General features: G+C 66.9%; 14 protein-coding genes and 1 tRNA gene. 11 read left to right on the top strand and 4 right to left on the bottom strand.

The window, feature by feature from the left end; genetic code table 11:
• Window positions 1-261 precede the first annotated feature (261 nt).
• From ACPT9U_RS13145 to ACPT9U_RS13135, 3 genes are all read left to right on the top strand, one after another.
• Window positions 262-711 (top strand): copper chaperone PCu(A)C, encoded by a 450-nt coding sequence (locus ACPT9U_RS13145; RefSeq protein ID WP_435751265.1) that lies wholly within the window; start codon window positions 262-264, stop codon window positions 709-711.
• A 138-nt stretch (window positions 712-849) separates the two neighbouring features.
• Window positions 850-2,931 carry a TonB-dependent copper receptor gene (locus tag ACPT9U_RS13140; protein ID WP_418365382.1) on the top strand — a complete coding sequence of 694 codons (2,082 nt, stop codon included), beginning with the start codon at window positions 850-852 and terminating at the stop codon, window positions 2,929-2,931.
• A gap of 218 nt (window positions 2,932-3,149) precedes the next feature.
• Window positions 3,150-3,911, top strand: coding sequence for a Crp/Fnr family transcriptional regulator (locus tag ACPT9U_RS13135; RefSeq protein WP_418365383.1), 762 nt, complete (start codon window positions 3,150-3,152; stop codon window positions 3,909-3,911).
• 184 nt (window positions 3,912-4,095) lie between these two features.
• Here the strand turns inward: ACPT9U_RS13135 and lpdA are convergent, their stop codons facing one another.
• The 4 genes from lpdA to ACPT9U_RS13115 form a co-directional block, all read right to left on the bottom strand.
• Complete coding sequence (gene lpdA / locus ACPT9U_RS13130; RefSeq protein ID WP_418365384.1) at window positions 4,096-5,871, bottom strand: dihydrolipoyl dehydrogenase; 1,776 nt, start codon at window positions 5,869-5,871, stop codon at window positions 4,096-4,098.
• A 10-nt stretch (window positions 5,872-5,881) separates the two neighbouring features.
• Window positions 5,882-7,549, bottom strand: a complete 1,668-nt coding sequence (gene aceF, locus ACPT9U_RS13125; protein ID WP_418365385.1) for a dihydrolipoyllysine-residue acetyltransferase — start codon at window positions 7,547-7,549, stop codon at window positions 5,882-5,884.
• 16 nt (window positions 7,550-7,565) lie between these two features.
• Window positions 7,566-10,247 (bottom strand): pyruvate dehydrogenase (acetyl-transferring), homodimeric type, encoded by a 2,682-nt coding sequence (gene aceE, locus ACPT9U_RS13120; protein WP_435751264.1) that lies wholly within the window; start codon window positions 10,245-10,247, stop codon window positions 7,566-7,568.
• Window positions 10,248-10,428: 181 nt separating this feature from the next.
• The gene (locus ACPT9U_RS13115; RefSeq protein ID WP_435751263.1) at window positions 10,429-11,589 is read right to left on the bottom strand and encodes an ABC transporter substrate-binding protein; all 1,161 of its coding nucleotides are present in this window, start codon (window positions 11,587-11,589) and stop codon (window positions 10,429-10,431) included.
• Window positions 11,590-11,875: 286 nt separating this feature from the next.
• Between ACPT9U_RS13115 and ACPT9U_RS13110 the strand changes: the two genes are divergently transcribed.
• The 8 genes from ACPT9U_RS13110 to ACPT9U_RS13075 all read left to right on the top strand — a co-directional run bounded on the left by ACPT9U_RS13110 (window position 11,876) and on the right by ACPT9U_RS13075 (window position 21,017).
• The gene (locus ACPT9U_RS13110) at window positions 11,876-14,584 is read left to right on the top strand and encodes a PAS domain-containing sensor histidine kinase (RefSeq protein WP_435751262.1); all 2,709 of its coding nucleotides are present in this window, start codon (window positions 11,876-11,878) and stop codon (window positions 14,582-14,584) included.
• Window positions 14,559-15,197, top strand: coding sequence for a response regulator transcription factor (locus tag ACPT9U_RS13105; RefSeq protein ID WP_435751261.1), 639 nt, complete (start codon window positions 14,559-14,561; stop codon window positions 15,195-15,197). Before ACPT9U_RS13110 ends, ACPT9U_RS13105 begins: the two co-directional genes overlap by 26 nt.
• Before the next feature lie 132 nt (window positions 15,198-15,329).
• The gene (locus ACPT9U_RS13100; RefSeq protein WP_435751260.1) at window positions 15,330-17,072 is read left to right on the top strand and encodes a potassium/proton antiporter; all 1,743 of its coding nucleotides are present in this window, start codon (window positions 15,330-15,332) and stop codon (window positions 17,070-17,072) included.
• 71 nt (window positions 17,073-17,143) lie between these two features.
• The gene (gene folD, locus ACPT9U_RS13095; protein ID WP_435751259.1) at window positions 17,144-18,031 is read left to right on the top strand and encodes a bifunctional methylenetetrahydrofolate dehydrogenase/methenyltetrahydrofolate cyclohydrolase FolD; all 888 of its coding nucleotides are present in this window, start codon (window positions 17,144-17,146) and stop codon (window positions 18,029-18,031) included.
• A 10-nt stretch (window positions 18,032-18,041) separates the two neighbouring features.
• A complete protein-coding gene (purE, locus tag ACPT9U_RS13090; protein ID WP_415258879.1) occupies window positions 18,042-18,533 on the top strand; it encodes a 5-(carboxyamino)imidazole ribonucleotide mutase in 492 nt (163 codons plus the stop codon).
• Between the two features lie 10 nt (window positions 18,534-18,543).
• Window positions 18,544-19,710 carry a 5-(carboxyamino)imidazole ribonucleotide synthase gene (locus ACPT9U_RS13085; protein ID WP_435751258.1) on the top strand — a complete coding sequence of 389 codons (1,167 nt, stop codon included), beginning with the start codon at window positions 18,544-18,546 and terminating at the stop codon, window positions 19,708-19,710.
• Window positions 19,711-19,720: 10 nt separating this feature from the next.
• Window positions 19,721-20,833 (top strand): L-threonylcarbamoyladenylate synthase, encoded by a 1,113-nt coding sequence (locus tag ACPT9U_RS13080; protein ID WP_435751257.1) that lies wholly within the window; start codon window positions 19,721-19,723, stop codon window positions 20,831-20,833.
• 108 nt (window positions 20,834-20,941) lie between these two features.
• Window positions 20,942-21,017, top strand: a tRNA-Ala gene (locus ACPT9U_RS13075).
• Window positions 21,018-21,194 lie beyond the last annotated feature (177 nt).

Here is a 21,194-nt window from a genome sequence, read left to right as displayed (position 1 = left end):
CCGCGCCCCCTCTTCGTGTGGGCGTCTTCTCATCCGCGCGCGCCGCCTGCGCATGCGTGATCGAGCGGCTGCCTGAGCGCATCGCGCCCGGGCAGCCCCCACGTCTTACCCCTGGAAGCACCACCCCTTCGACGTCAGGCACGGCACGTCGCCCGTTTTGGGCGCACTTTGGTCCGAGCTCAGTCGCGCCACGTCCGCAGTTGCGGACGGTACGCCGTGACGCGTCCTGCCTGACGAGTTTTTTGCGCCCGGAGAGCAATGATGAGAAAGCCCCTGACGGCTGCGCTGCTGCTGGCGGCCAGCCTTTCGGTCAGCGCGCAGCAACTGACCGTGACCGAACCCTGGGTCCGTGCCACGGTGCCCCAGCAGAAGGCCACCGGCGCCTTCATGCACCTCAGATCCGATGCCGATGTCCGCCTTGTGGCCGCGGAATCGCCCGTTGCGGGCGTGGTCGAGATCCACGAGATGTCCATGCAGAACGATGTCATGAAGATGAGCCCCATCTCCGGCCTCGATCTGCCCGCCGGACAGGACGTCGAACTCAAGCCCGGGGGCTACCACGTCATGCTGATGGACCTCCGGCAGCAGGTGAAGGTGGGCGATGAGGTACCGCTACGCCTGGTCATCGAACGCCGCGACGGCAGCCGCGAATCCGTGGACGTCGTGGCCCCGGCCCGCCCGCTCAATGCCCGCATGCAGATGAAGCACTGATGCTTCGCCCAGCGCGTCGCCCGCTTGGCGAGTCGACGTCGGTGCATCGCGTGCATCGACCTTTTTCCGCTGTGTGCCGATGGCACGCCGCACCACCTGGCATTTTCACGCAGTTTTAGTCATCACTAGGAAAACGACATGAAGAAGACCTTCAAACGCCTGCCGCTCGCAATTGCCGTGTCGATGGCGATTCCGGCGCTCGCGCTTGCCCAGGAAGCGCGCCTGGATAGCGTGGTCGTCACGGCGCCGACCATGGACATGCCGCTGACCGTCACCACCGACCCCAAGGCGCCTCGCCAGCCGCTACCGGCGCACGACGGGGCAGATCTGCTCAAGAGCGTTCCTGGCTTTTCGGTGATTCGCAAGGGGGGCGCGGATGGTGATCCTGTGTTCCGGGGCATGTCGGGCTCGCGCCTGAGCATCCTGCAGGACGGCCAGGAGGTTCATGGCGGCTGTGGCGGACGCATGGACCCGCCCACCGCCTATGTCTACCCCGAGTCCTATGATCGCGTAACGGTGCTCAAGGGGCCGCAGACGGTGCTCTATAGCGCCGGCAGCTCGGCCGCGGTCGTGCTCTTCGAGCGCGACATCGAGCGCATGATGCAGCCCGGCTGGAGCATGAACGGCAGCCTCACCTTCGGCAGCTGGGGCCGCAACGACCAGGTCTTCGATGCGAAGGCGGGCAACCCCGACTTCTACGCGCGCATAGGCGCCACCCGTTCCGACAGCGACAACTACGAGGACGGTGACGGCAAGAAGGTGCATTCCTTCTACACCCGCTGGAGCACGACCGGCGCAATCGGCTGGACCCCGGACGACAACACCCAGCTCGAGCTCAACTTCGGGCGCAGCGATGGCGAAGCCGCGTACGCCGACCGCGGCATGGACGGCACCAAGTTCGAGCGCGAGCATGTCGGTGTGAAGTTCGACAAGCGCAACCTCTCGCCGCTGGTACAGCGCATCGAGGCCAATGTCTATTACAGCTACATTGACCATGTGATGGACAACTTCAGCCTGCGACGGAAGCCGCCGGCGGCGCCGTTCTCGGTCAACAATCCTGACCGCGAAACGAAGGGCGCCCGCTTCGTCGCAACGCTCACCCCGGCCGATCAGTGGATGTTGAAGCTCGGGGCGGACTACAAGGACGACATGCATACGCTGCGTGCGATGCAGGGCGCCACGCCGCCCGCATACGCCAGTGCCGCCCGCAACAAGGATCTCGGTTTCGAGCGCTATGGATTGTTCGGTGAGGGAACGTATTCCCTCGATGACATGCGCCGTGTCGTCGCAGGCCTCCGGTTCGACCAGCATGAGGGTACGGACTATCGGCGCGCGATCAAGGACGTGGCCGCTGGAAACATGCTCAACACCTCGCCAAACGCCTTTGCCAATCAGAGCCGTGAAGAGAATCTGACGAGCGGCTTCCTGCGCTATGAAAATGATTACGCGGGCGGAGCGGGGACGTGGTATGCCGGACTGGGCTATGTCGAGCGCTTCCCCGACTTCTGGGAGATGATGCGCGCTACGCCAATCTCGGGCACCTCGAACAGCGTGGCCGATGCTCGCGACTTCGGCAATCTCGACTACGAGAAGACGACGCAGCTGGACATCGGCGCGAACTGGGCCGTCGGGGCGGTGAGTGCTTCCGTTGCCGGCTTCTACAGCAAGGTCGATGACTACATGCTGCTGCGCTGGTGGCAGGTGGGCTCGACCGCGGTCGCCGACGTGCGCAATGTCGATGCGACGCTCTACGGCGCAGAAGCGGATGTCACGTGGCGTTTTGCGACGAATTGGAGTGCGACCGGCACCTTGGCATGGGTGCACGGCAAGAACGACACGGATGGCAAAGCGCTCGCCCAACAGCCGCCGCTCGAAGGTCGCCTGGCAGTCGAATACAACGATGGCAGCTTCTCGTACGGTGGTCTGCTTCGTCTGGTTGCCAAGCAGGATCGTGTCGATGTCGGCTCGGGTAGCATCGTTGCAGGAGGTAAGGACCTCGGTCCGACTTCTGGCTTTGCCACCTTGGCGCTGAATGCCGGATGGCGGCCGAACAAGGCGACCTTGCTCACCGTGGGGGTGGATAACGTCTTCGATCGCACCTATAGCGAGCACTTGTCGCAGGGCAGTGCCGCGATTTCGGGATACGAAGTCGCGGTTAACGAGATCATCAACGAGCCTGGCCGGACGTTCTGGCTGAAGGCTCAGATTGCACTTGACTGACGTGCGTCGCGGCTGAGGCCGCAGGGCGGGCGTGTGCGGGGGGACGGCTCTGCCGTGACGCACATACCCGCCTGACAAGGCGCATCGTCCCGGAGGGGAACGGGATGAATACTGGATTGAAACGCTCTTACGAGCTGGGCCAGTTCGACTGCGGGTCGTGCACGGCCAGCGGGACATCATCGTGCGGCGCGCTCGCCGCACTGATTTCGGCAGCCGGAATGCTGTCATTCAAATCATATGTCTTCGAGCCAGGGGCTGCGCTGATGCAGCGCGGAGCGCCTGCGCTCGGCGTTCACTTCGTGGTTTCGGGTGCAGTGAAGCTTGTGTGCGAGGACTTTGTTGGCAAGGAGCGCATCGTGCGCATTGTCCAGGACGGCGGAATCATCGGCCTGGAGGCCCTCACGGAGAGCAGGACGCGGCACGTTGCGCTTGCGCTGGACGAGGTCCGCACCTGCTGGATCGACGCGGTCAGGCTCCGGGATAGCCTGCAGCGCGTGCCGGAACTCCAACTGACGCTGCTACGCCAGATGCAGGCGGCCCTGCACGAGGCGGAGTCCTGGATCTCGGATCTGGCCAGTGGCACGGTGCCTGCGCGCGTGCGTCTGGCGCGGCTGCTGTTGCGCCTGCGTCTAGGCGGTGAGAATCGGGTGCGGCGGCTGAACCTGAGCGATGTGGGGGCCATTCTGGGGCAGACGCCCGAAACCGTATGCAGGGCGCTGAAGACCTTCACCCGCGACAAGGTGCTGGTGCCGCAAGGGGGGGGTATCGGTCAGCGCTTCTATCTGGCCGACATCGAGGCACTTCATTTGATCGCGCGAGATGGCGCGCCTGAGGTGGCGCGGGTCGAACCGGTCAAGCCGCCCTGTGCCGAGGGTGGCAAGCGCTGTCCGAAGTGCGCTACATGCGACCGCCAACCGACAGCGAACTGCATGGCGCAGGCGGCGGCCGCAAGCGATGTGCCGGCAGAGGCATGGAGTTGATCGCGGGCGGAAGTGCGACGCGGTCATTGCAGGGCAACCCGCGAACCGGGTTGCCCTGCGGTGGAGGCTTGCGGTGGTGCGTTGGGCGTGCGGGCCTCGTGTCCGCAAGCGCCTGAAAGCACGAGGGCGCCCGGGCCGTGTGGCGGGGCGCCCCTGCTTTTGCAGCGTGGCCTGTCGCGCGAGATTACTTCTTGCGCATCGGCGGCAGGTCGGTGCAACTGCCGTGCGCCACTTCGGCTGCCATGCCCACCGTCTCGCCCAGGGTCGGGTGAGGGTGGATGGTCTTGCCGATGTCGACCGCGTCGGCGCCCATCTCGATCGCCAGGCAGACCTCGCCGATCATGTCGCCAGCCGACGGGCCGACGATGGTGCCGCCGATGACGCGGTGGGTCTCGGCATCGAAGATCAGCTTGGTGAAGCCGTAGTCGGCACCGTTGGCGATGGCGCGGCCGGATGCCGCCCACGGGAACTTGGCGGTCTCGACCTTCTTGCCTTCGGCCTTGGCCTGCGCCTCGGTGTAGCCGACCCAGGCCACTTCCGGATGGGTGTAGGCCACGCCCGGAATCACCGTGGCGTCGAACGCGGCTTTATGACCTGCGGCGACCTCCGCCGCGACGTGCGCCTCATGGACCGCCTTGTGGGCGAGCATGGGCTGGCCGACGATGTCGCCGATGGCGAAGATGTGCGGCACGTTGGTGCGCATCTGCGCATCCACCGGGATGAAGCCGCGCTCGCCGACGATGACGCCCGCCTTGTCGGCGCCGATCTTCTTGCCGTTGGGCGCGCGACCGGCCGACTGCAGGATCATGTCGTACTTGACCGGCTCGGTCGGTGCGCCTTCGCCTTCGAACTTGACCCACAGACCGTCGTCCTTCGCCTCGACGGCGACGGTCTTGGTCTTCAACATGACCTTGTCGAAGCGGTGGGCGTTCTGCTTCTCCCACACCTTCACCGCGTCGCGGTCCGGCCCCTGCATCAGGCCGTCCATCATCTCGACCACGTCGATGCGCGCGCCCAGCGTGGAATACACCGTGGCCATTTCCAGGCCGATGATGCCGCCGCCGATGACCAGCATCTTGCCCGGCACCTGGCGCAGTTCCAGCGCGCCGGTGGAGTCGACGATGCGCGGGTCCTTCGGGATGAAGGGCAGATGCACGGCGGCCGAGCCGGCAGCGATGATGCACTGCTTGAACTTCACCACCTTCTTGGCGCCGGTCTTGTCCTGGCTGGTGCCGGTGGTTTCCTCGACCTCGAGGTGATGCGGGTCGAGGAAGTGGCCGTAACCGCGGATGACGTCGACCTTGCGTGCCTTGGCCATGCCGGAGAGGCCGCCGGTAAGCTTGCCGATGACGCCGTCCTTGTGCTTCCTGAGCGCGTCGACGTCCACCGTGGGCTTGGCGAACTTGATGCCGGCGGTGTCGACGTGCTCGGCTTCCTCGATGACCGCGGCGACGTGCAGCAGCGCCTTGGACGGGATGCAGCCGACGTTCAGGCACACGCCACCCAGCGTTGCGTATCGCTCGATGATTGCGGTCTTGAGGCCGAGGTCGGCGGCGCGGAAGGCCGCCGAGTAACCGCCGGGGCCGGCGCCGAGCACGACCATGTCGTACTCGATATCGGCGCTGCCGCTGTGCGCGGCGGCGGCAGGCGCAGCGACCGGAGCCGCGGCGGGTGCAGTCGTGGGCGCGGCTGCGGCGGCGGCCGGGGCCGCTGCTGCAGCACCTGCAGCCTCAAGCTTCAGCAGCACCGTGCCCTCGGCGACTTTGTCGCCGACCGCGACCAGCACTTCCCTGACCACGCCGGCGGCCGAGGACGGCACGTCCATGGTCGCCTTGTCGGATTCGAGCGTGCAGATCGCGTCGTCGACCTTGATGCTGTCGCCGACCTTCACGAACAGCTCGATAACCGGCACCGAATCGAAATCGCCGATGTCCGGAACCTTCACTTCAACTGGGCTCATGGCGATCTCCTTACAGCATCACGCGGCGGAAATCCGCCAGCAGTTGCGCGAGGTACACGTTGAAGCGGGTGGCCAGCGCACCGTCGATGACGCGGTGGTCCGCAGTCAGCGACATCGGCAGCGTCAGGCGCGGCACGAACTGCTTGCCGTCCCACACCGGCTTCATCACCGACTTGTTGACGCCGAGGATGGCGACTTCCGGCGCATTGACGATGGGGGCGAAGTAGGTGCCACCAATGCCGCCCAGCGAGCTGATCGTGAAGCAGGCGCCGGACATGTCGGCCGGGCCGAGCTTGCCGTCGCGCGCCTTCTTGGCCAGCGCGCCGGTCTCAGAAGCGATCTCGAACACGCTCTTCTTGTCGGCGTCCTTCACCACCGGCACGACCAGGCCGTTGGGGGTGTCGGCCGCGAAGGCGATGTTGAAGTACTTCTTGTAGACCAGGTTGTCGCCATCGAGCGAGGTGTTGAACTCGGGGAATTCCTGCAGCGCGCGTACCGAGGCCTTGATGATGAAGGCGAGCATGGTGAGCTTCTTGCCCGACTTCTCGTACTCCTTGTTCATCTGCACCCGGAAGGCTTCCAGGTCGGTGATGTCGGCATCCTCGTGGTAGGTCACCGCCGGGATCATCACCCAGTTGCGGGCGAGGTTCTGGCCGGAGATCTTCTTGATGCGCGACAGCGGCTTGACCTCGACCTCGCCGAACTTGGCGAAGTCGACCTTCGGCCACGGCAGCAGGTCCAGACCGCCGCCCAAGGAAGCACCCGCGGCAGCCGCCGGGGTCTTGCCCGGGACCACGCCAGTTGTCATCGCGCCCTTGATGAAGGCAGCGACGTCTTCCTTGAGGATGCGGCCCTTCGGACCGGTGGCCTTGACCTGACCCAGATCGACGCCCAGTTCGCGGGCAAACGCGCGCACCGAGGGGCTGGCGTGCACCTTGCCGCCTACCTTGACGGCGGACGGCGCGGCAGCCGGCATCGCCGCCGGGGCGCTGGCGGCGGGACCACCGTCGGCCAGCGGGGCGGGCGAGGGTGCGGCGGCCGGGGCTGCTGCGGCAGCGGCAGGGGCGACCGGAACGGCGGCCACGGCAGCGCCTGCGGCCTCGACCTTCAACAGCACGCTGCCTTCGCCGACCTTGTCGCCGACCTTGACCAGCACTTCCTTGACGACCCCCGCCGCGGACGAGGGTACGTCCATCGTCGCCTTGTCGGACTCCAGGGTGGCGATGGCGTCATCGACCTTGATGGTGTCGCCGACCTTCACGAACAGTTCGATGACGGGTACGGCGTCGAAGTCGCCGATGTCCGGCACCTTCACGTCGACCACGCCACCGGCGGCGACAGCGGGGGCAGCCGCCGGGACAGGTGCGGCGGCAACCGCAGGCGCCGCGGCCGGCGCAGGTGCAGCGGCAGCCGGTGCCGGGGCTGCAGCGGCAGCGCCCGACGCCTCGACCTTGATCAGCACCGTGCCTTCGGCCACCTTGTCGCCGATGCCGACCAGGATCTCCTTGACCACGCCGGCGGCCGAGGAGGGCACGTCCATCGTGGCCTTGTCCGATTCCAGCGTCGCAATCGCGTCATCGACGGCGATGGTGTCGCCGACCTTCACGAACAGCTCGATCACCGGCACGGCGTCGAAGTCGCCGATGTCCGGAACCTTCACTTCAATGAGTTGGCTCATGTTCTTGACTCCTTGCTCAGACCGACAGCGGGTTCGGCTTGGACGGGTCGAGCTTGTACTTGACCATCGCTGCGGCCACCTTGTCGCGGGCGATCGCGCCCTCGTCGGCCAGTGCCTTGAGCGCAGCCAGTGTGACCCAGTGGCGATCCACCTCGAAGAAGTGGCGCAGTTGCTCGCGGGTGTCGGAGCGGCCGAAACCGTCGGTGCCCAGCGTTACGTAGTTGCGGTCGAGCTGCGAGCGGATCTGCTCGGGGAACATGCGGATGTAGTCGGTGGCGGCGACGATCGGGCCCTCGAAGCCGGCGAGCTTCTGCTGAACGTGGCTCTTGCGGGGCTCTTCCATCGGGTGCAGCAGGTTCCAGCGCTCGATCTCGTGGCCGTCGCGAGCCAGTTCGTTGAAGCTGGGTGCCCCCCAGATGTCGGACTCCACGCCCCAGTCGGTCTTGAGCAGTTCGGCGGCGGCGATCACCTCCCGGAAGATCGTGCCCGCGCCCATCAGCTGCACGCGCGGCGCCTTCGCATCCGCGCCCTTGCGGAACAGGTACAGGCCCTTGAGGATGTCCGACTCCGCTCCGGCCGGCATCTCGGGATGTTCGTAGTTCTCGTTCATCACCGTGATGTAGTAGTACACGTCCTCCTGTTCGGCGAACATGCGGCGCAGGCCGTCCTGCACGATCACCGCGACTTCGTACTGGAAGGCGGGGTCGTAGCTGATGCAGTTGGGGATCATGTTGGCCATGATCAGGCTGTGGCCGTCCTCGTGCTGCAGGCCTTCGCCATTCAGCGTGGTGCGTCCGGCGGTGCCGCCGATCATGAAGCCGCGGGTACGCTGGTCGGCCGCCGCCCAGCACAGGTCCATCGTGCGCTGCAGTCCGAACATCGAATAGAAGATGTAGAAGGGGATCATCTGCACGTTGTGCACGCTGTAGGCGGTGCCGGCGGCGATCCAGTCGGCCATCGCGCCGGCTTCGTTGATGCCTTCCTGCAGGACCTGGCCGGTCTTGCTCTCCTTGTAGAACATGAGCTGGTCATGGTCTTCGGGCACGTAGTTCTGGCCTTCCTGGTTCCAGATGCCGTACTGGCGGAACATGCCCTCCATGCCGAAGGTGCGGCTCTCGTCAGGCACGATCGGCACGACGTGCTTGCCGATCTGCTTGTCCTTGAGCAGCGTGTTCATGATGCGCACCACTGCCATCGTGGTGGAGAGTTCGCGGCCTTCGCCCGAGGCCTTGAGCAGTGCGGCGAAGGTGTCCAGCCCTGGCACGGCCAGCGGCGCAGCCTTGGTGCGGCGCTGCGGCAGGAAGCCGCCGAGATCCATGCGGTGCTTGAGCAGATACTTGTATTCGGCCGAGTCCTCGGCGAACTTCAGGTAGGGCAGCTCCTCGAGCTGGTCGTCGGGCACCGGCAAGCCAAAGCGATCGCGGAAGCGGCGGATCGCGTCGATGTCCATCTTCTTCTGCTGGTGCGAGATGTTCATCGCCTCGCCCGCCTGGCCCATGCCGAAGCCCTTGATGGTCTTGGCGAGGATCAGCGTGGGCTGGCCCCTGTGCTCGCTTGCGGCCTTGTAGGCGGCGAAGATCTTGAACAGGTCGTGGCCGCCGCGGTTGAGCTGCCACACCTGGTCGTCGGTCCAGTCGGCCACCAGCGCCTTCAGCTCCGGCGTGTTGAAGAAGTGCTCGCGTACGTAGGCGCCGTCCTTGGCCTTGAAAGTCTGATACTCGCCGTCGCAGGCGTTCATCATGCGCTGCTTGAGGATGCCCTTCTTGTCGCGGGCGAACAGCGCATCCCAGGCAGTGCCCCAGATGACCTTGATGACGTTCCAGCCGGCACCGCGGAACTCGGATTCGAGTTCCTGGATGATCTTGCCGTTGCCGCGCACCGGACCGTCCAGGCGCTGCAGGTTGCAGTTGATGACGAACACCAGATTGTCCAGCTTCTCGCGCGCGGCCATACCGATGGCGCCGAGCGACTCGACCTCGTCGGTCTCGCCGTCACCGAGGAAGGCCCACACCTTGCGTTGCTCGGCGCGGGCGGCGTCGATCATGCCGCGGCTGGCCATGTACTTCATGAAGCGCGCCTGGTAGATCGCGCACAGCGGGCCGAGACCCATTGACACGGTCGGGAACTGCCAGAAGTCTGGCATCAGCCAGGGGTGCGGGTAGGACGAGATGCCCTTGCCGCCCACTTCCTGGCGGAAATTGTCCATCTGCTCCTCGGAAAGGCGGCCGAGCATGTAGGCGCGCGCATAGACGCCGGGGACCGAGTGGCCCTGGAAGAAGATCATGTCGCCGTCGTGCTGCTCGGAGGGTGCATGCCAGAAGTGCGAGAAACCCACGTCGTAGAGCGCAGCTGCCGAAGCGAAGGAGGCGATGTGACCGCCGACGTTGGTGTTCTTGTTCGCCCGCACCACCATCGCCATTGCGTTCCAGCGGATGTAGGAGTGGATCTTGATCTCCATGTCCGGGTCGCCCGGGTAGGGCGGCTGCTGCTCGGCGGGAATGGTGTTGATGTATTCGGTGTTGGCCGAGTAGGGGATGTTCACGCCTTCCTGGCGTGCGGTGGCGATCAGGTTCTCGATCAGATAGTGAGCACGCTCGGGGCCTTCGTGTTCGACGACGGCGGCGAGGGCTTCCAGCCACTCCTGCGTTTCCTGCGCATCCGTGTCGGCTTGCGGGAGAACGTTGCTGATTCCGGTCATGGTTTGTCTCCTCATGACGTTCAGTGAAGGATGCCTGCCCGGTAGGGCGGACGTTTTCTTGCTTGCAGGCGCGACCATGCCGACGGCTGCACGGCCAACTTTTCGAAATATAAAACGTGTTTTCGCATTGTGCAATCACTTTTCGTGGAGCGCAAAATGCACGTGTCTGCCGCGCATGCGCTCAAGGGGGCGGGTTGTCCTCCACGATGGCCTCGCGTGCAAAAACGACCTGCCCGTTGCGGATCTCGCCAAGGTGGATCTGGCGCGGGGCGTTCAGGGTTTCGTGGTTGTCCGGCGAGTAGGGGCGGCGGTAGGTCATGATTACGCCCTCCACCGCGGCCTCGAGGCTCTCCAGTGTCTCACGGATGCGCGGGCCCTCGGTGCTGTCGGCCTGGCGGATGGCAGCGGCGAGCAGGAGCATGGAGTCGTAACCCTGCGCTGCCGCCGGGGGTACTGGGATGCGCGAGGTGCCTGTGAGCCCTTTCCAAGCGTCGAGGAAGGCGGCTTGACGCGGGTTGCGCGCGACCTGGATGAAGGTCTGCGGCATGCGCGCGCCCTCGGCATTGGGGCCGGCGCTTTCGATGAAGTTGGACATCGCAAGCGTCCAGCTGCCGATGATCGGCACCGCCCAGCCCATGCGCGCACGCTCATTGGCGATGTGCGCCAGCTCTGGGCCGATGCCGTAGGTGAGCAAGGCCTGTGCGCCGGCGGTGCGGGCGCGCTCGAGCAGTGGCCGCATGTCGGTCTGGCGTAGCTGGAAGCGCTCGACCGAGACCGGTGCGATCCCGCGACGCCCGATCGCCTGCTCGAGGTCGTCCTTGCCCAGCACGCCATAGTTGGTGGCGTCGTGCAGGATGGCCAGACGAGTGAGCCGGCGTCGGTCCATGGCCTCCTCCACGATCACCTCGGCCTGCAGGGTGTCATTGGCCGAGACACGGAAGACATAGTTCTCCGGAAACGCCGGTGGCTGGAATTGGCGAGTGATCAGCGAGCCGGTGGCGACCGAGGTGATCACGGGAATGCGTGCGGTCTGATAGTGACGCTGACTGGCAAGCGCGACCCCGGTGTTGACGATGCCGAGGCCCGCCACCACGCGCTCGCGATTGACGAAGTCGCGCACGATGAGGGCCCCGAGCTCGTTGCTGGCTTCGTCGTCACGCTCGACGAGTTCCACGTAGCGACCGAGCACGCCGCCGCTCGCATTGATCTCCGCCGCCGCAATGCGTATGCCGTTGCGCATCGACAGGCCCATGGGTGAGGAAGGTCCCGAAAACGGACCGGATACGCCGATGCGCAGCCTCGCGCGCTGGGTGGTGCTCGCCGGGCGTTGCCAGCCGCTCATGTCGGGCGCCTGTGCCGATGCTGCCTGGACAGCCGCACAGGGCGCGAGAAGCAGCATGCGGAGGAGGGCGCGCCGACGCGGCGCAAAGTGCGCGTTCATGGCCTCACTGTAGGCAGGGGGGCGGACATCGACAACTTGGCGAAAACCCCGACGGTCGAACCGGGAGGCCTCTCCCGTGCATGACGAAAGGATGACGCGTTAGGGTTACACCGGATGACGGCAGGCGCGCCGGATCGACCAGAATCCGGCACCCGACCTTCGGTGGCCCCGTCGCTGCAATCCGCCCATGCAATCGCCAGCATCCTCCCCGGCCGCGCCGCCACGCTGGTACTGGGCCGTTCCCCATATTGCCCTCGCCCTGTTCGCGGTTTCCATGCTTGCGCTGGTCGCGCTGCTGCAATCGCGCGAAACCGGCATCGAACGCGAGGCCCTCGAGCGCGACCTGCAATGGACCGAGCAGTCCGTGCGCCGGACCATGCTCGGCACCGAGGAGTTCCTCGTCCAGCTCGCGCGTGACCTGTCGGCCGGTACGCTCGATCACGATGCCTTCCAGTTGCGCGCCAACGAGCACCTTGCGCTGAATGCGGCACTCACGAACATCGTCTGGGTGGGGCGCGATCAGATCGTCCGCTGGTCGGCACCCTTCGATACCCAGGACTGGCTGGCCGGTGAGCGCCTCGGTGACGCCCATGTACAGGGCTTCCAGCAGAGCGCGCTGTCCTTTCGTTTGGCGTACGGGCGTCCGCATGTGCGCGAAGGGCTGGGCGCGGAGCTCGAGGCGTTCGCACCCGTCCAGCGCCAGGGCGAGTTGCTGGGTGTGATCCTCGCGGTCTACTCGGTCGAGCGCATGGTCACCCGGCTGGTGCCCGACTGGTTCGCGGAGAAATACCGCCTTGCGGTCGTCGATGCGGAGGGGGAGGTGCTGGCTCTGAGTTCGGCGCTTCCGGCGCAAGACCGCCACATCGCACTGGAACTTCCGCTTGCGCCGCCGGGCAACGGCATGGCGCTGCAGGCAATGGCCTTTCCCGCCGGCGGTACGGCTGCGCGGGTGCTGCCGCCGGTCCTCATCGTCGGCTTGTCGATGCTGGTGCTGTGGAGTCTGTGGATGCTGCGCAGACATGTCCTGCGCCGCGTGCAGGTGGAAAAGGAGCGCGACCGCCTGTTCAATCTTTCGCTCGACATGCTGTGCGTGGTCGATCTGGAAGGTCGTTTCCGGCGCTGCAACCCCGCCTTCGAGCGGGTGCTCGGCCACGACCCGCAGACGCTGCCCGGGCGCGCCTTGATCGATCACGTTCACCCGGAAGACGTGGCGCAGACACTCGGCATGTTGCGGCGACTGATGGATGGCGAGCCGGTCAACTTCGAGAACCGCTGCCGCTGTGCGGACGGCAGCTACAAGTGGCTGGTGTGGAGCATCAACCCGGTGCGTGATGAGGGGCTGGTGTATGCCGTCGCGCACGACATCACCGGACGCAAGGCGACCGAAGACGCGCTGCGCGCGGAGTCGGCCTTTCGCAAGGCGATGGAGGACTCGGTCATCACCGGCCTGCGTGCCATCGACCTGAGTGGGCGCATCATCTATGCCAACACGGCCTTCTGCCGCATGCTCGGCTTCGAGGAGTCGGAGCTGATCGGGGCCGAGCCCCCGTTCCCGTACTGGCCGGAGGAGCAGCGCGAGGTGTGCGAGCGTAACCTGGCGCTGACGCTGTCGGGCCAGGCGCCGCGCAGCGGCTTCGAGATGCGCATCCGGCGCAAGAACGGGGAGCGCTTCGATGCCCGCTTCTATCTTTCGCCCCTGATCGACCTGACCGGGCGCCAGACCGGCTGGATGGCTTCGATCACCGACATTACCGAACCCAAGCGCGTGCGCGCAGCCCTCGAAGCCGCGCACGAGCGCTTCGAGGCGGTGCTGGACGGACTCGATGCAGCCGTGTTCGTGGCCGATGCGCGCACGGACGAGATCCTCTTCGCCAACCTCGCCTTCAAGCACATCCACGGCTTCGATGCCGTGGGGCGCACCGTTCCGGGTGTCGGCGTGCCCCAGCCCGAGCGGGGCGACTATCGCGCCGACCCGCGCGCACTGGCGCAGGCCGATGTGCCGCGCGAGCTTTTCGACGGCGAGTTGCAGCATCCGCTCTCGGGGCGCTGGTACCACGTGCGCGAGCGTGCGACACGCTGGGTGGACGGTCGTGTGGTGCGCATGGGCATCGCCACCGACATCACCGACCGCAAGCAGACCGCAGAACTGGCGCGCCAGCAGCAGGAGCGGCTGCAGCGCACCGCCCGACTGATCACCATGGGCGAGATGGCGTCCACGCTGGCGCACGAGCTCAATCAGCCGCTGTCGGCGATCGCAAACTACTGCTCCGGCTCGGTCACGCGCCTGCAGTCGGGCAAGGCCCGGCCGGAGGACGTACTGGTGGCCATGCAGAAGGCCGCAGCCCAGGCCGAGCGCGCGGGCAGGATCATCCGCAGCGTGCGCGAGTTCGTGAAGAAGAGCGAGCCGCGGCGTGCACCGCTGGACATGGGTGAGGTGCTCGAGGATGCGCTGGGCTTTGCCGACATCGACGCCCGACGCACCGGCACGCGCATCCAGACCGAGATCGAACCCGGCCTTCCGCCCGCCTTCGCTGATCGCGTCATGATCGAGCAAGTGCTGCTCAACCTGATCCGCAACGGGATCGATGCGATGCTCGATACCCCCAGGGCGCAGCGGGTGCTCGTCATCCGCGTGCGCGCGTTCGGACCCGCGGCGCTGGAGGTGGCTGTTGTAGATCGCGGGCACGGTATCGGGGAGGAGGGGCGGCGGCAGCTATTCACCCCCTTCTACACCACCAAGGTCGATGGCATGGGCATGGGGCTGAACATCTGCCGCTCGATCGTGGAGTTCCACAATGGGCGACTGATTGTCGACGCGAACCCCGAAGGCGGTACCATATTCGCGTTTACCCTGCCGACGGAGGCTTCCAGTGAGCGGATTGCCCGCAGCGCCTGATCAGATCGTTCATGTCGTCGATGACGACGAAGCCCTTCGCGACTCTCTCGCCTGGATGCTGGAGGCAAACGGCTACACGGTTGCGGCGCATGCGTCGGCCGATTCCTTCCTCGTCGGGCTGACGGACGGCATGACCGGTTGCGTGCTGCTCGACGTGCGCATGCCGGGCATGAGTGGGCTCGAACTGTTCGAGGAGTTGCAGCGACGACGCTGCGGGCTACCGGTGGTCTTCATCACAGGCCACGGCGATGTGCCGATGGCCGTTTCGGCGCTCAAGCAGGGCGCGGTCGACTTCATCGAGAAACCCTTCGGCGAACAGGACATGCTGCGCCTGGTCGAACACTGCCTGAAGCTCGAAAGCGAAACGCGCGGGAAGCGGCAGCAGGAGGCGGAAACCGCGCGCCGGCTCGCGCAACTCACGCAGCGCGAGCGCGAGGTGCTAGACCTGATCATCGTCGGCAAGCTCAACAAGCAGATCGCCGATGTTCTGGGCATCAGCATCAAGACGGTCGAGGTACATCGCGCGCGCGTCATGGAGAAGATGGGCGCGCACTCGCTGGCTGAACTTGTGCAGAACATCGTTTCACTCGAACCGGGCGCCGTGGTGCGCTGACCTGCCGCAGAGGGCGCCTGGGTACTGCGCTGACGGGTGTGCCCGCCAGCGTGCGCGCACGCTGTCACGGGCGCGTTTCCGGCCCTGTCCGTGCGGTGCCCAGTGCACCGCCCCAACAACACAAGATTCAGAATGACCGGAATCAACGCTCTCTTCCTCCTCACCGGCCTGCTGCTGTTCATCAGCGTGCTGGCCAGCACGATCTCGGCGCGGCTCGGCTTGCCGCTGCTGCTGCTGTTCCTCGGCGTCGGCATGCTGGCCGGCAGCGACGGGCCGGGCGGCATCGTGTTCGAGGACTTCTTCTTCGCCTCCATGATCGGCCAGGCAGCGCTGTCGGTGATCCTGCTCGATGGCGGCCTGCGCACGCGGGTGAGCAGCTTCCGGGTCGGCCTCAAGCCTGCAGCCGTGCTGGCCACCTGGGGCGTGGTGGGTACGGCCGGGCTGCTGGGCATCTTCGCCACCTGGCTGCTCGACGTCGACTGGCGGCTCGGTTTGCTGCTGGCGGCCATTGTGGGGTCGACCGACGCGGCGGCGGTGTTCGCCCTGTTGCGCAACAGCGGTGTGCGCCTGAACCAGCGCGTGCAGGCCACGCTCGAGATCGAGTCCGGCGCGAACGACCCGATGGCCATCCTGCTCGTCACGGCGCTCGTCGGTGCGCTGCTGCAGCCAGAGACGGCGAGCGTGAAGGACTTCGTGTGGATGCTGGTCAGCCAGCTTGGCCTCGGCGCACTGCTCGGGCTTGCGGGGGGCTGGGTGCTGTCGCGACTGATGGCGCGGCTGAAGTTGCCCGAAGGCCTGTATGCGCTGCTGATCCTTTCCGGTGGAACGCTGGTCTTTGCTGCTACCAATCTGCTCAACGGCAGCGGCTTTCTGGCGGTGTATCTGGCCGGGGTGGTGGTTGGCAACCGGCGCTCGCATGCGACGGAGCACGTGCTGCGCGTCATGGACGGCCTGGCCTGGCTGGCGCAGGCGGGCATGTTCGTGGTGCTGGGCCTGCTGGTGACGCCGTCCCAGCTGTTTGACCATGCGGCGGAGGCCGTCGCGATGGCGGTGTTCCTGATGCTGGTCGCGCGCCCGCTGGCGGTCGTGATCGGTCTGGCGCCTTTCCGATACAAGCGCAACGAGCTTGCCTACGTGAGCTGGGTGGGGCTGCGTGGGGCGGTGCCGGTCGTGCTCGCCATCGTGCCGGTGGTCATGGGGGTGCCGGAGTCCCGCCTGCTCTTCGACGTCGCCTTCGCGGTGGTGCTGCTGTCCCTGCTGGTGCAGGGCGCAACGGTGCCGATGGCGGCGCGCTGGCTCAAGGTGGAGGTGCCGCCGCGTGATGAGCCGCGCGACAAGCGCGAGGTGTGGGTGGGTGACGAAGCTGCGGTGGATCTGCTCGAGTACGGCGTGGTTGCGGGCTCGCGTGCCGAAGGGCAGCATCCGGACGACATCAGCGCCGAGTTCGAGGGGATCGACGTGCGCTGCGTCGCGCTCGTGCGCGGCGGGGCATTGCAGCGACTCACCGTGGAGACGCGGCTGATCCCCGGGGATTCGGTGTGGTTCATCGCACCGGATGAGGTGGCGGACCGGATCGCGCGCATGTTCGGCGGCATGGGGGGCAACCTCGGCGCGAATGCGAGCTTCTTCGGCGAATTCGTCGTCGATCCCGAGTGCCTTGCCGGCGATCTGGCCGATGCCTACGGGCTCGGCATCGAAGCGCGCGAGCGCACGCTCACGGTGGGGCAGATGCTGCTGCAGCGGCTCGGCCGCGCAGTGGTCGTCGGCGACCGTGTGCAGATCGGTGCCTTCACCCTCACTGTGCGCGAGATGAGCGAGGCCGGCGCCCTGACCTCGGTTGGCCTCAAGTGCCCCGCGCCCGTCAGCCTGCGCTGAAGCGCTTGGTCGGGGCGCGTCCGGGGGGCTCCAATGCTGTAAAATCCTGCTCTTTTTCAGGGGCTCTACCGATGACCGCTCGCATCATCGACGGCAACGCGCTTTCCGCGCAGGTCCGTGGCGAAATCGCTGAGCGTGCCGCAGCATTGACGGCGCGTGGTGTGCAACCTTGCCTGGCGGTCATCCTGGTCGGAGGAGATCCGGCGTCGGCGGTCTACGTGCGCAACAAGGTCGCCGGTTGCGAGAAGGCCGGCATCCGCTCGCTGCGCTTCGACTACCCCGAGAACGCCACTCAGGACGAGGTGATGGCGAAGCTCGCCGAGCTCAACGCCGACCCGTCGGTGCATGGCATCCTGGTACAGCTGCCCTTGCCGAAGCATCTGGACGAAACCGCAGTGCTCGAAGCCATCGACATCAAGAAGGACGTTGACGGCTTTCACGCCGAGAACGTTGGCCGCCTGTCGCAGAACCGCGAGGCCTTCATCCCCTGCACGCCGCACGGCGTCATGAAGATGCTCGAGAGCACCGGCACGCAGGTGCAGGGCGCCGAGGCCGTCGTGATCGGCCGCTCGAACATCGTCGGCAAGCCGATGGCGATGCTGCTGACCAACGCCGGCGCCACCGTCACCGTGTGCCATTCGAAGACGAAGGATCTGGCCTTCCACACCCGCCGCGCCGACATCCTGGTCGCCGCCATCGGCAAGCCGCGCTTCGTTACCGGCGACATGGTCAAGCCGGGCGCCACGGTCATCGACGTCGGCATCAACCGCCTGCAGGACGGACCCGACGCCGGCAAGCTGTGCGGCGACGTGGATTTCGAGTCGGCCAAGACCGTGGCCGGTGCCATCACCCCGGTGCCAGGCGGCGTGGGGCCGATGACGATCACCATGCTGCTCGAGAACACCGTGATTTCCGCCGAGCGCACCGCGAGCGATCGCAAGCTCGCGGCCGGCAAGTGAGGACTGCGAGATGAGCGAAACCCAACCCGTCGTCGGCATCATCATGGGCTCCAACTCCGATTGGCCCACCATGAAGGCCGCCGCGAAGATGCTGGAAGACTTCGGCGTGCCCTTCGAGGCGCGGGTCGTCTCCGCCCACCGCACGCCCGACCTGATGTTCGAGTACGCCGAGGCTGCGCGCAGCCGCGGGCTCAAGGCCATCATCGCGGGCGCGGGCGGCGCGGCGCACCTGCCGGGCATGGTCGCGGCCAAGACCACGCTGCCGGTGCTGGGCGTGCCGGTGCAGTCGAAGGCGCTGTCGGGGCAGGATTCGCTGCTGTCCATCGTGCAGATGCCCAAGGGCATCCCGGTCGCCACCTTCGCCATCGGCGAGGCGGGCGCGGCCAACGCCGGCCTGTTCGCGGTGGCGCTGCTCGCCGTCGAGGACGCCGGGCTGGCGCAGAAGCTCGCCGACTTTCGTGCCCGCCAGACCCAGGCGGTGCTCGACATGAGCCTGGATTGAGAGCCGCACCATGATCCTCCCGCCTGCCACCCTCGGCATGCTCGGCGGCGGCCAGCTCGGCCGCTTTTTCGTTTCGGCCGCGCACGAGATGGGCTACAAGGTCTGGGTGCTCGACCCCGACCCGCACAGCCCCGCCGGCCTCGTCGCCGACCGCCACCTGGTCGCCGCCTACGACGACTACGTCGCCCTCGACACCCTGGGCAGCGAATGCGCCGCGGTGACGACCGAGTTCGAGAACGTCCCCGCCGACACGCTGGATTACCTGACCAAGTTCATCCCGGTGCACCCGGCGGCGAGCGCGGTCGCGGTGTGCCAGAACCGCATCGCCGAGAAGACCTTCCTCGCCGACTACGGCCTGCCGCACGGCCCCTTCGCGGTCATCCGCGGCGAGGACGACGTGCGCAACGCCAACGCCGGGTTGTTCCCCGCCATCCTCAAGGTCGCCCGCTTCGGCTACGACGGCAAGGGCCAGGCCCGCGTCGCCGACCGCGACGCGGCGGTGGCCGCCTTCCAGCACTTCAAGGGCGAGCCCTGCGTGCTGGAGAAGATGCTGGCGCTGGATTTTGAAGTGTCGGTGGTGCTGGCGCGCGACGAGGCGGGCAATGTGCGCGCCTTCCCGACCGGCGAGAACCGCCACCGCAACGGCATCCTGGATGTGACCATCGCACCCGCGCGCGCGGCGGCCTGCCCCAGCGAGGGTACGCAACTGAGCGCGCAGGAGATCGCCGAACGTATCGCCGACAAGCTCGGCTACGTCGGCACGCTGGGGGTGGAGTTCTTCGTCTGCCGCGGCGAGCTGGTGGTCAACGAGATGGCGCCGCGCCCGCACAACAGCGGCCACCACACCATCGACGCCTGCGACGCCAGCCAGTACGAGCAGCAGGTGAGGGCGCTGTGCGGCCTGCCGCTGGCCACGCCGCGCCAGCACTCGGCGGCGGTCATGGTGAACCTGCTCGGCGAGCTGTGGTACGAGGATGGCAAGGGGCACGGCACCTACCGCGAACCCGACTGGTCGCTGCTGCACGCGGTGCCCGGCCTGCGCCTGCACCTGTACGGCAAGCACCACGCCCGCCCGGGGCGCAAGATGGGCCACTTCGTGGTGACCGGTGATGATGCCGAGGCCGTGCTCGAGCGCGCGCTCGGCGCGCGTGCCGCGATCGGCATCCGCGACGAGTGAGCACGCAGCGATGAGCGTCACCGGGCCCGGACCGCGCGGCAGCATCGCATCGCCTACGCCTGCGGCCATCGCCGAAGCCGCGGCCCTGCTGCGCGCGGGCGACATCGTCGGCATGCCGACCGAGACGGTGTACGGCCTCGCCGCCGACGCGCTCGACCCTGCGGCGGTGAATAAGATCTTTGCCGCCAAGGGCCGTCCCGCCGACCATCCGCTGATCGTTCACCTGCCCTCGGCGGAGTACCTGCCGCAGTGGGCCGCCGCCATCCCCAAGGACGTGCTCGCGCTCGCCCGCGCCTTCTGGCCCGGCCCGCTGACGCTGATCCTCAAGCGCACGCCCGAGGTGCCCGATGAGGTCACCGGCGGGCAGGACACCGTCGGTGTGCGCGTGCCCGCGCATCCGGTCGCGCTCGCGCTGCTGAGTGCCTTCGACGGCGGTCTGGCCGCGCCCAGCGCGAACCGCTTCGGCCGCATCAGTCCGACCACTGCCGCGCATGTGCAGGAGGAACTCGGCGAGCGCGTGGCGATGATCCTCGATGGCGGCGCCTGCGAGGTCGGCATCGAATCCACCATCCTCGACTTCTCGCGAGATGTGCCGGAGATCCTGCGCCCAGGGGCGATCGGCCCCGAGGACATCGCGCGCGTCATCGGTCGCCGGCCGCGGGTGCGGGGCGAGGCCCTATCAGAGGCCGATGAGACGGCTGCCGGGCAGGGGCGTTCGGACCTTGCAGGCGCCGGGGGCAAGGGCGCGGCCTCGCCTGCCGCAGCCGACTCCGCCCCGCGCGTCTCCGGCGCGCTGGCCGCCCACTACGCTCCGCGCACGCCTCTGCGCCTGGTGGAGCCCGGACTGCTCATCGACGAGGCTGCGGCGCTCGTGGGCGAGGGCAGTCGCGTCACCGTCCTCGCCCACTCCACGCCTGATCCGCGCGATGCCCGCCTGACCTGGCGCAGCCTGCCGGCTGAACCCGTCGCTTACGCCCAGGGTCTGTACGCCAGCCTGCGCGCGCTCGATGCCGTCGGCGCGGACTTCATCCTGATCGAGGCGCTACCCGGCGGTCCCGGCTGGCGCGCGGTTGCCGATCGCCTGGGCCGCGCGGCGGTCGGCTCGGGCGCCGCCGAGGCTTAGGCACGCCCCCCTCCGCCGGTCGCAGCGGAAAGGTCGTGGAGCTTCCACGGGACGCAGGGACGGGGCTTCCATTTCGATCGTCTGCTCTCTATAATGCGCGCTCTTTCAGGGCCGATAGCTCAGCTGGGAGAGCGCTGCGTTCGCAATGCAGAGGTCGGGAGTTCGATCCTCCTTCGGTCCACCATAATTTGAAATCCCAACCCTTATCGGTTGGGATTTTTTTTGCCCGGAGCGCCAGTGTTGGCGCGGTTTCGCGCCATTGCCTCGCGAGCGGCGCCCCCTTCGACACGCCGTTTCCACCCCGTCCGGGGCCTCTCTGTTCTCGGTTTTCTCTGGTGGTCTCGCGAGCGTTCGTGAGGTC

It is taken from the genome of Thauera sp. AutoDN2 (genome assembly GCF_051280715.1).
Classification (GTDB): Bacteria; Pseudomonadota; Gammaproteobacteria; order Burkholderiales; family Rhodocyclaceae; genus Thauera.
Note: the sequence above shows the minus strand (reverse complement) of the source record. Positions and strands in the feature narration are given on the sequence as shown.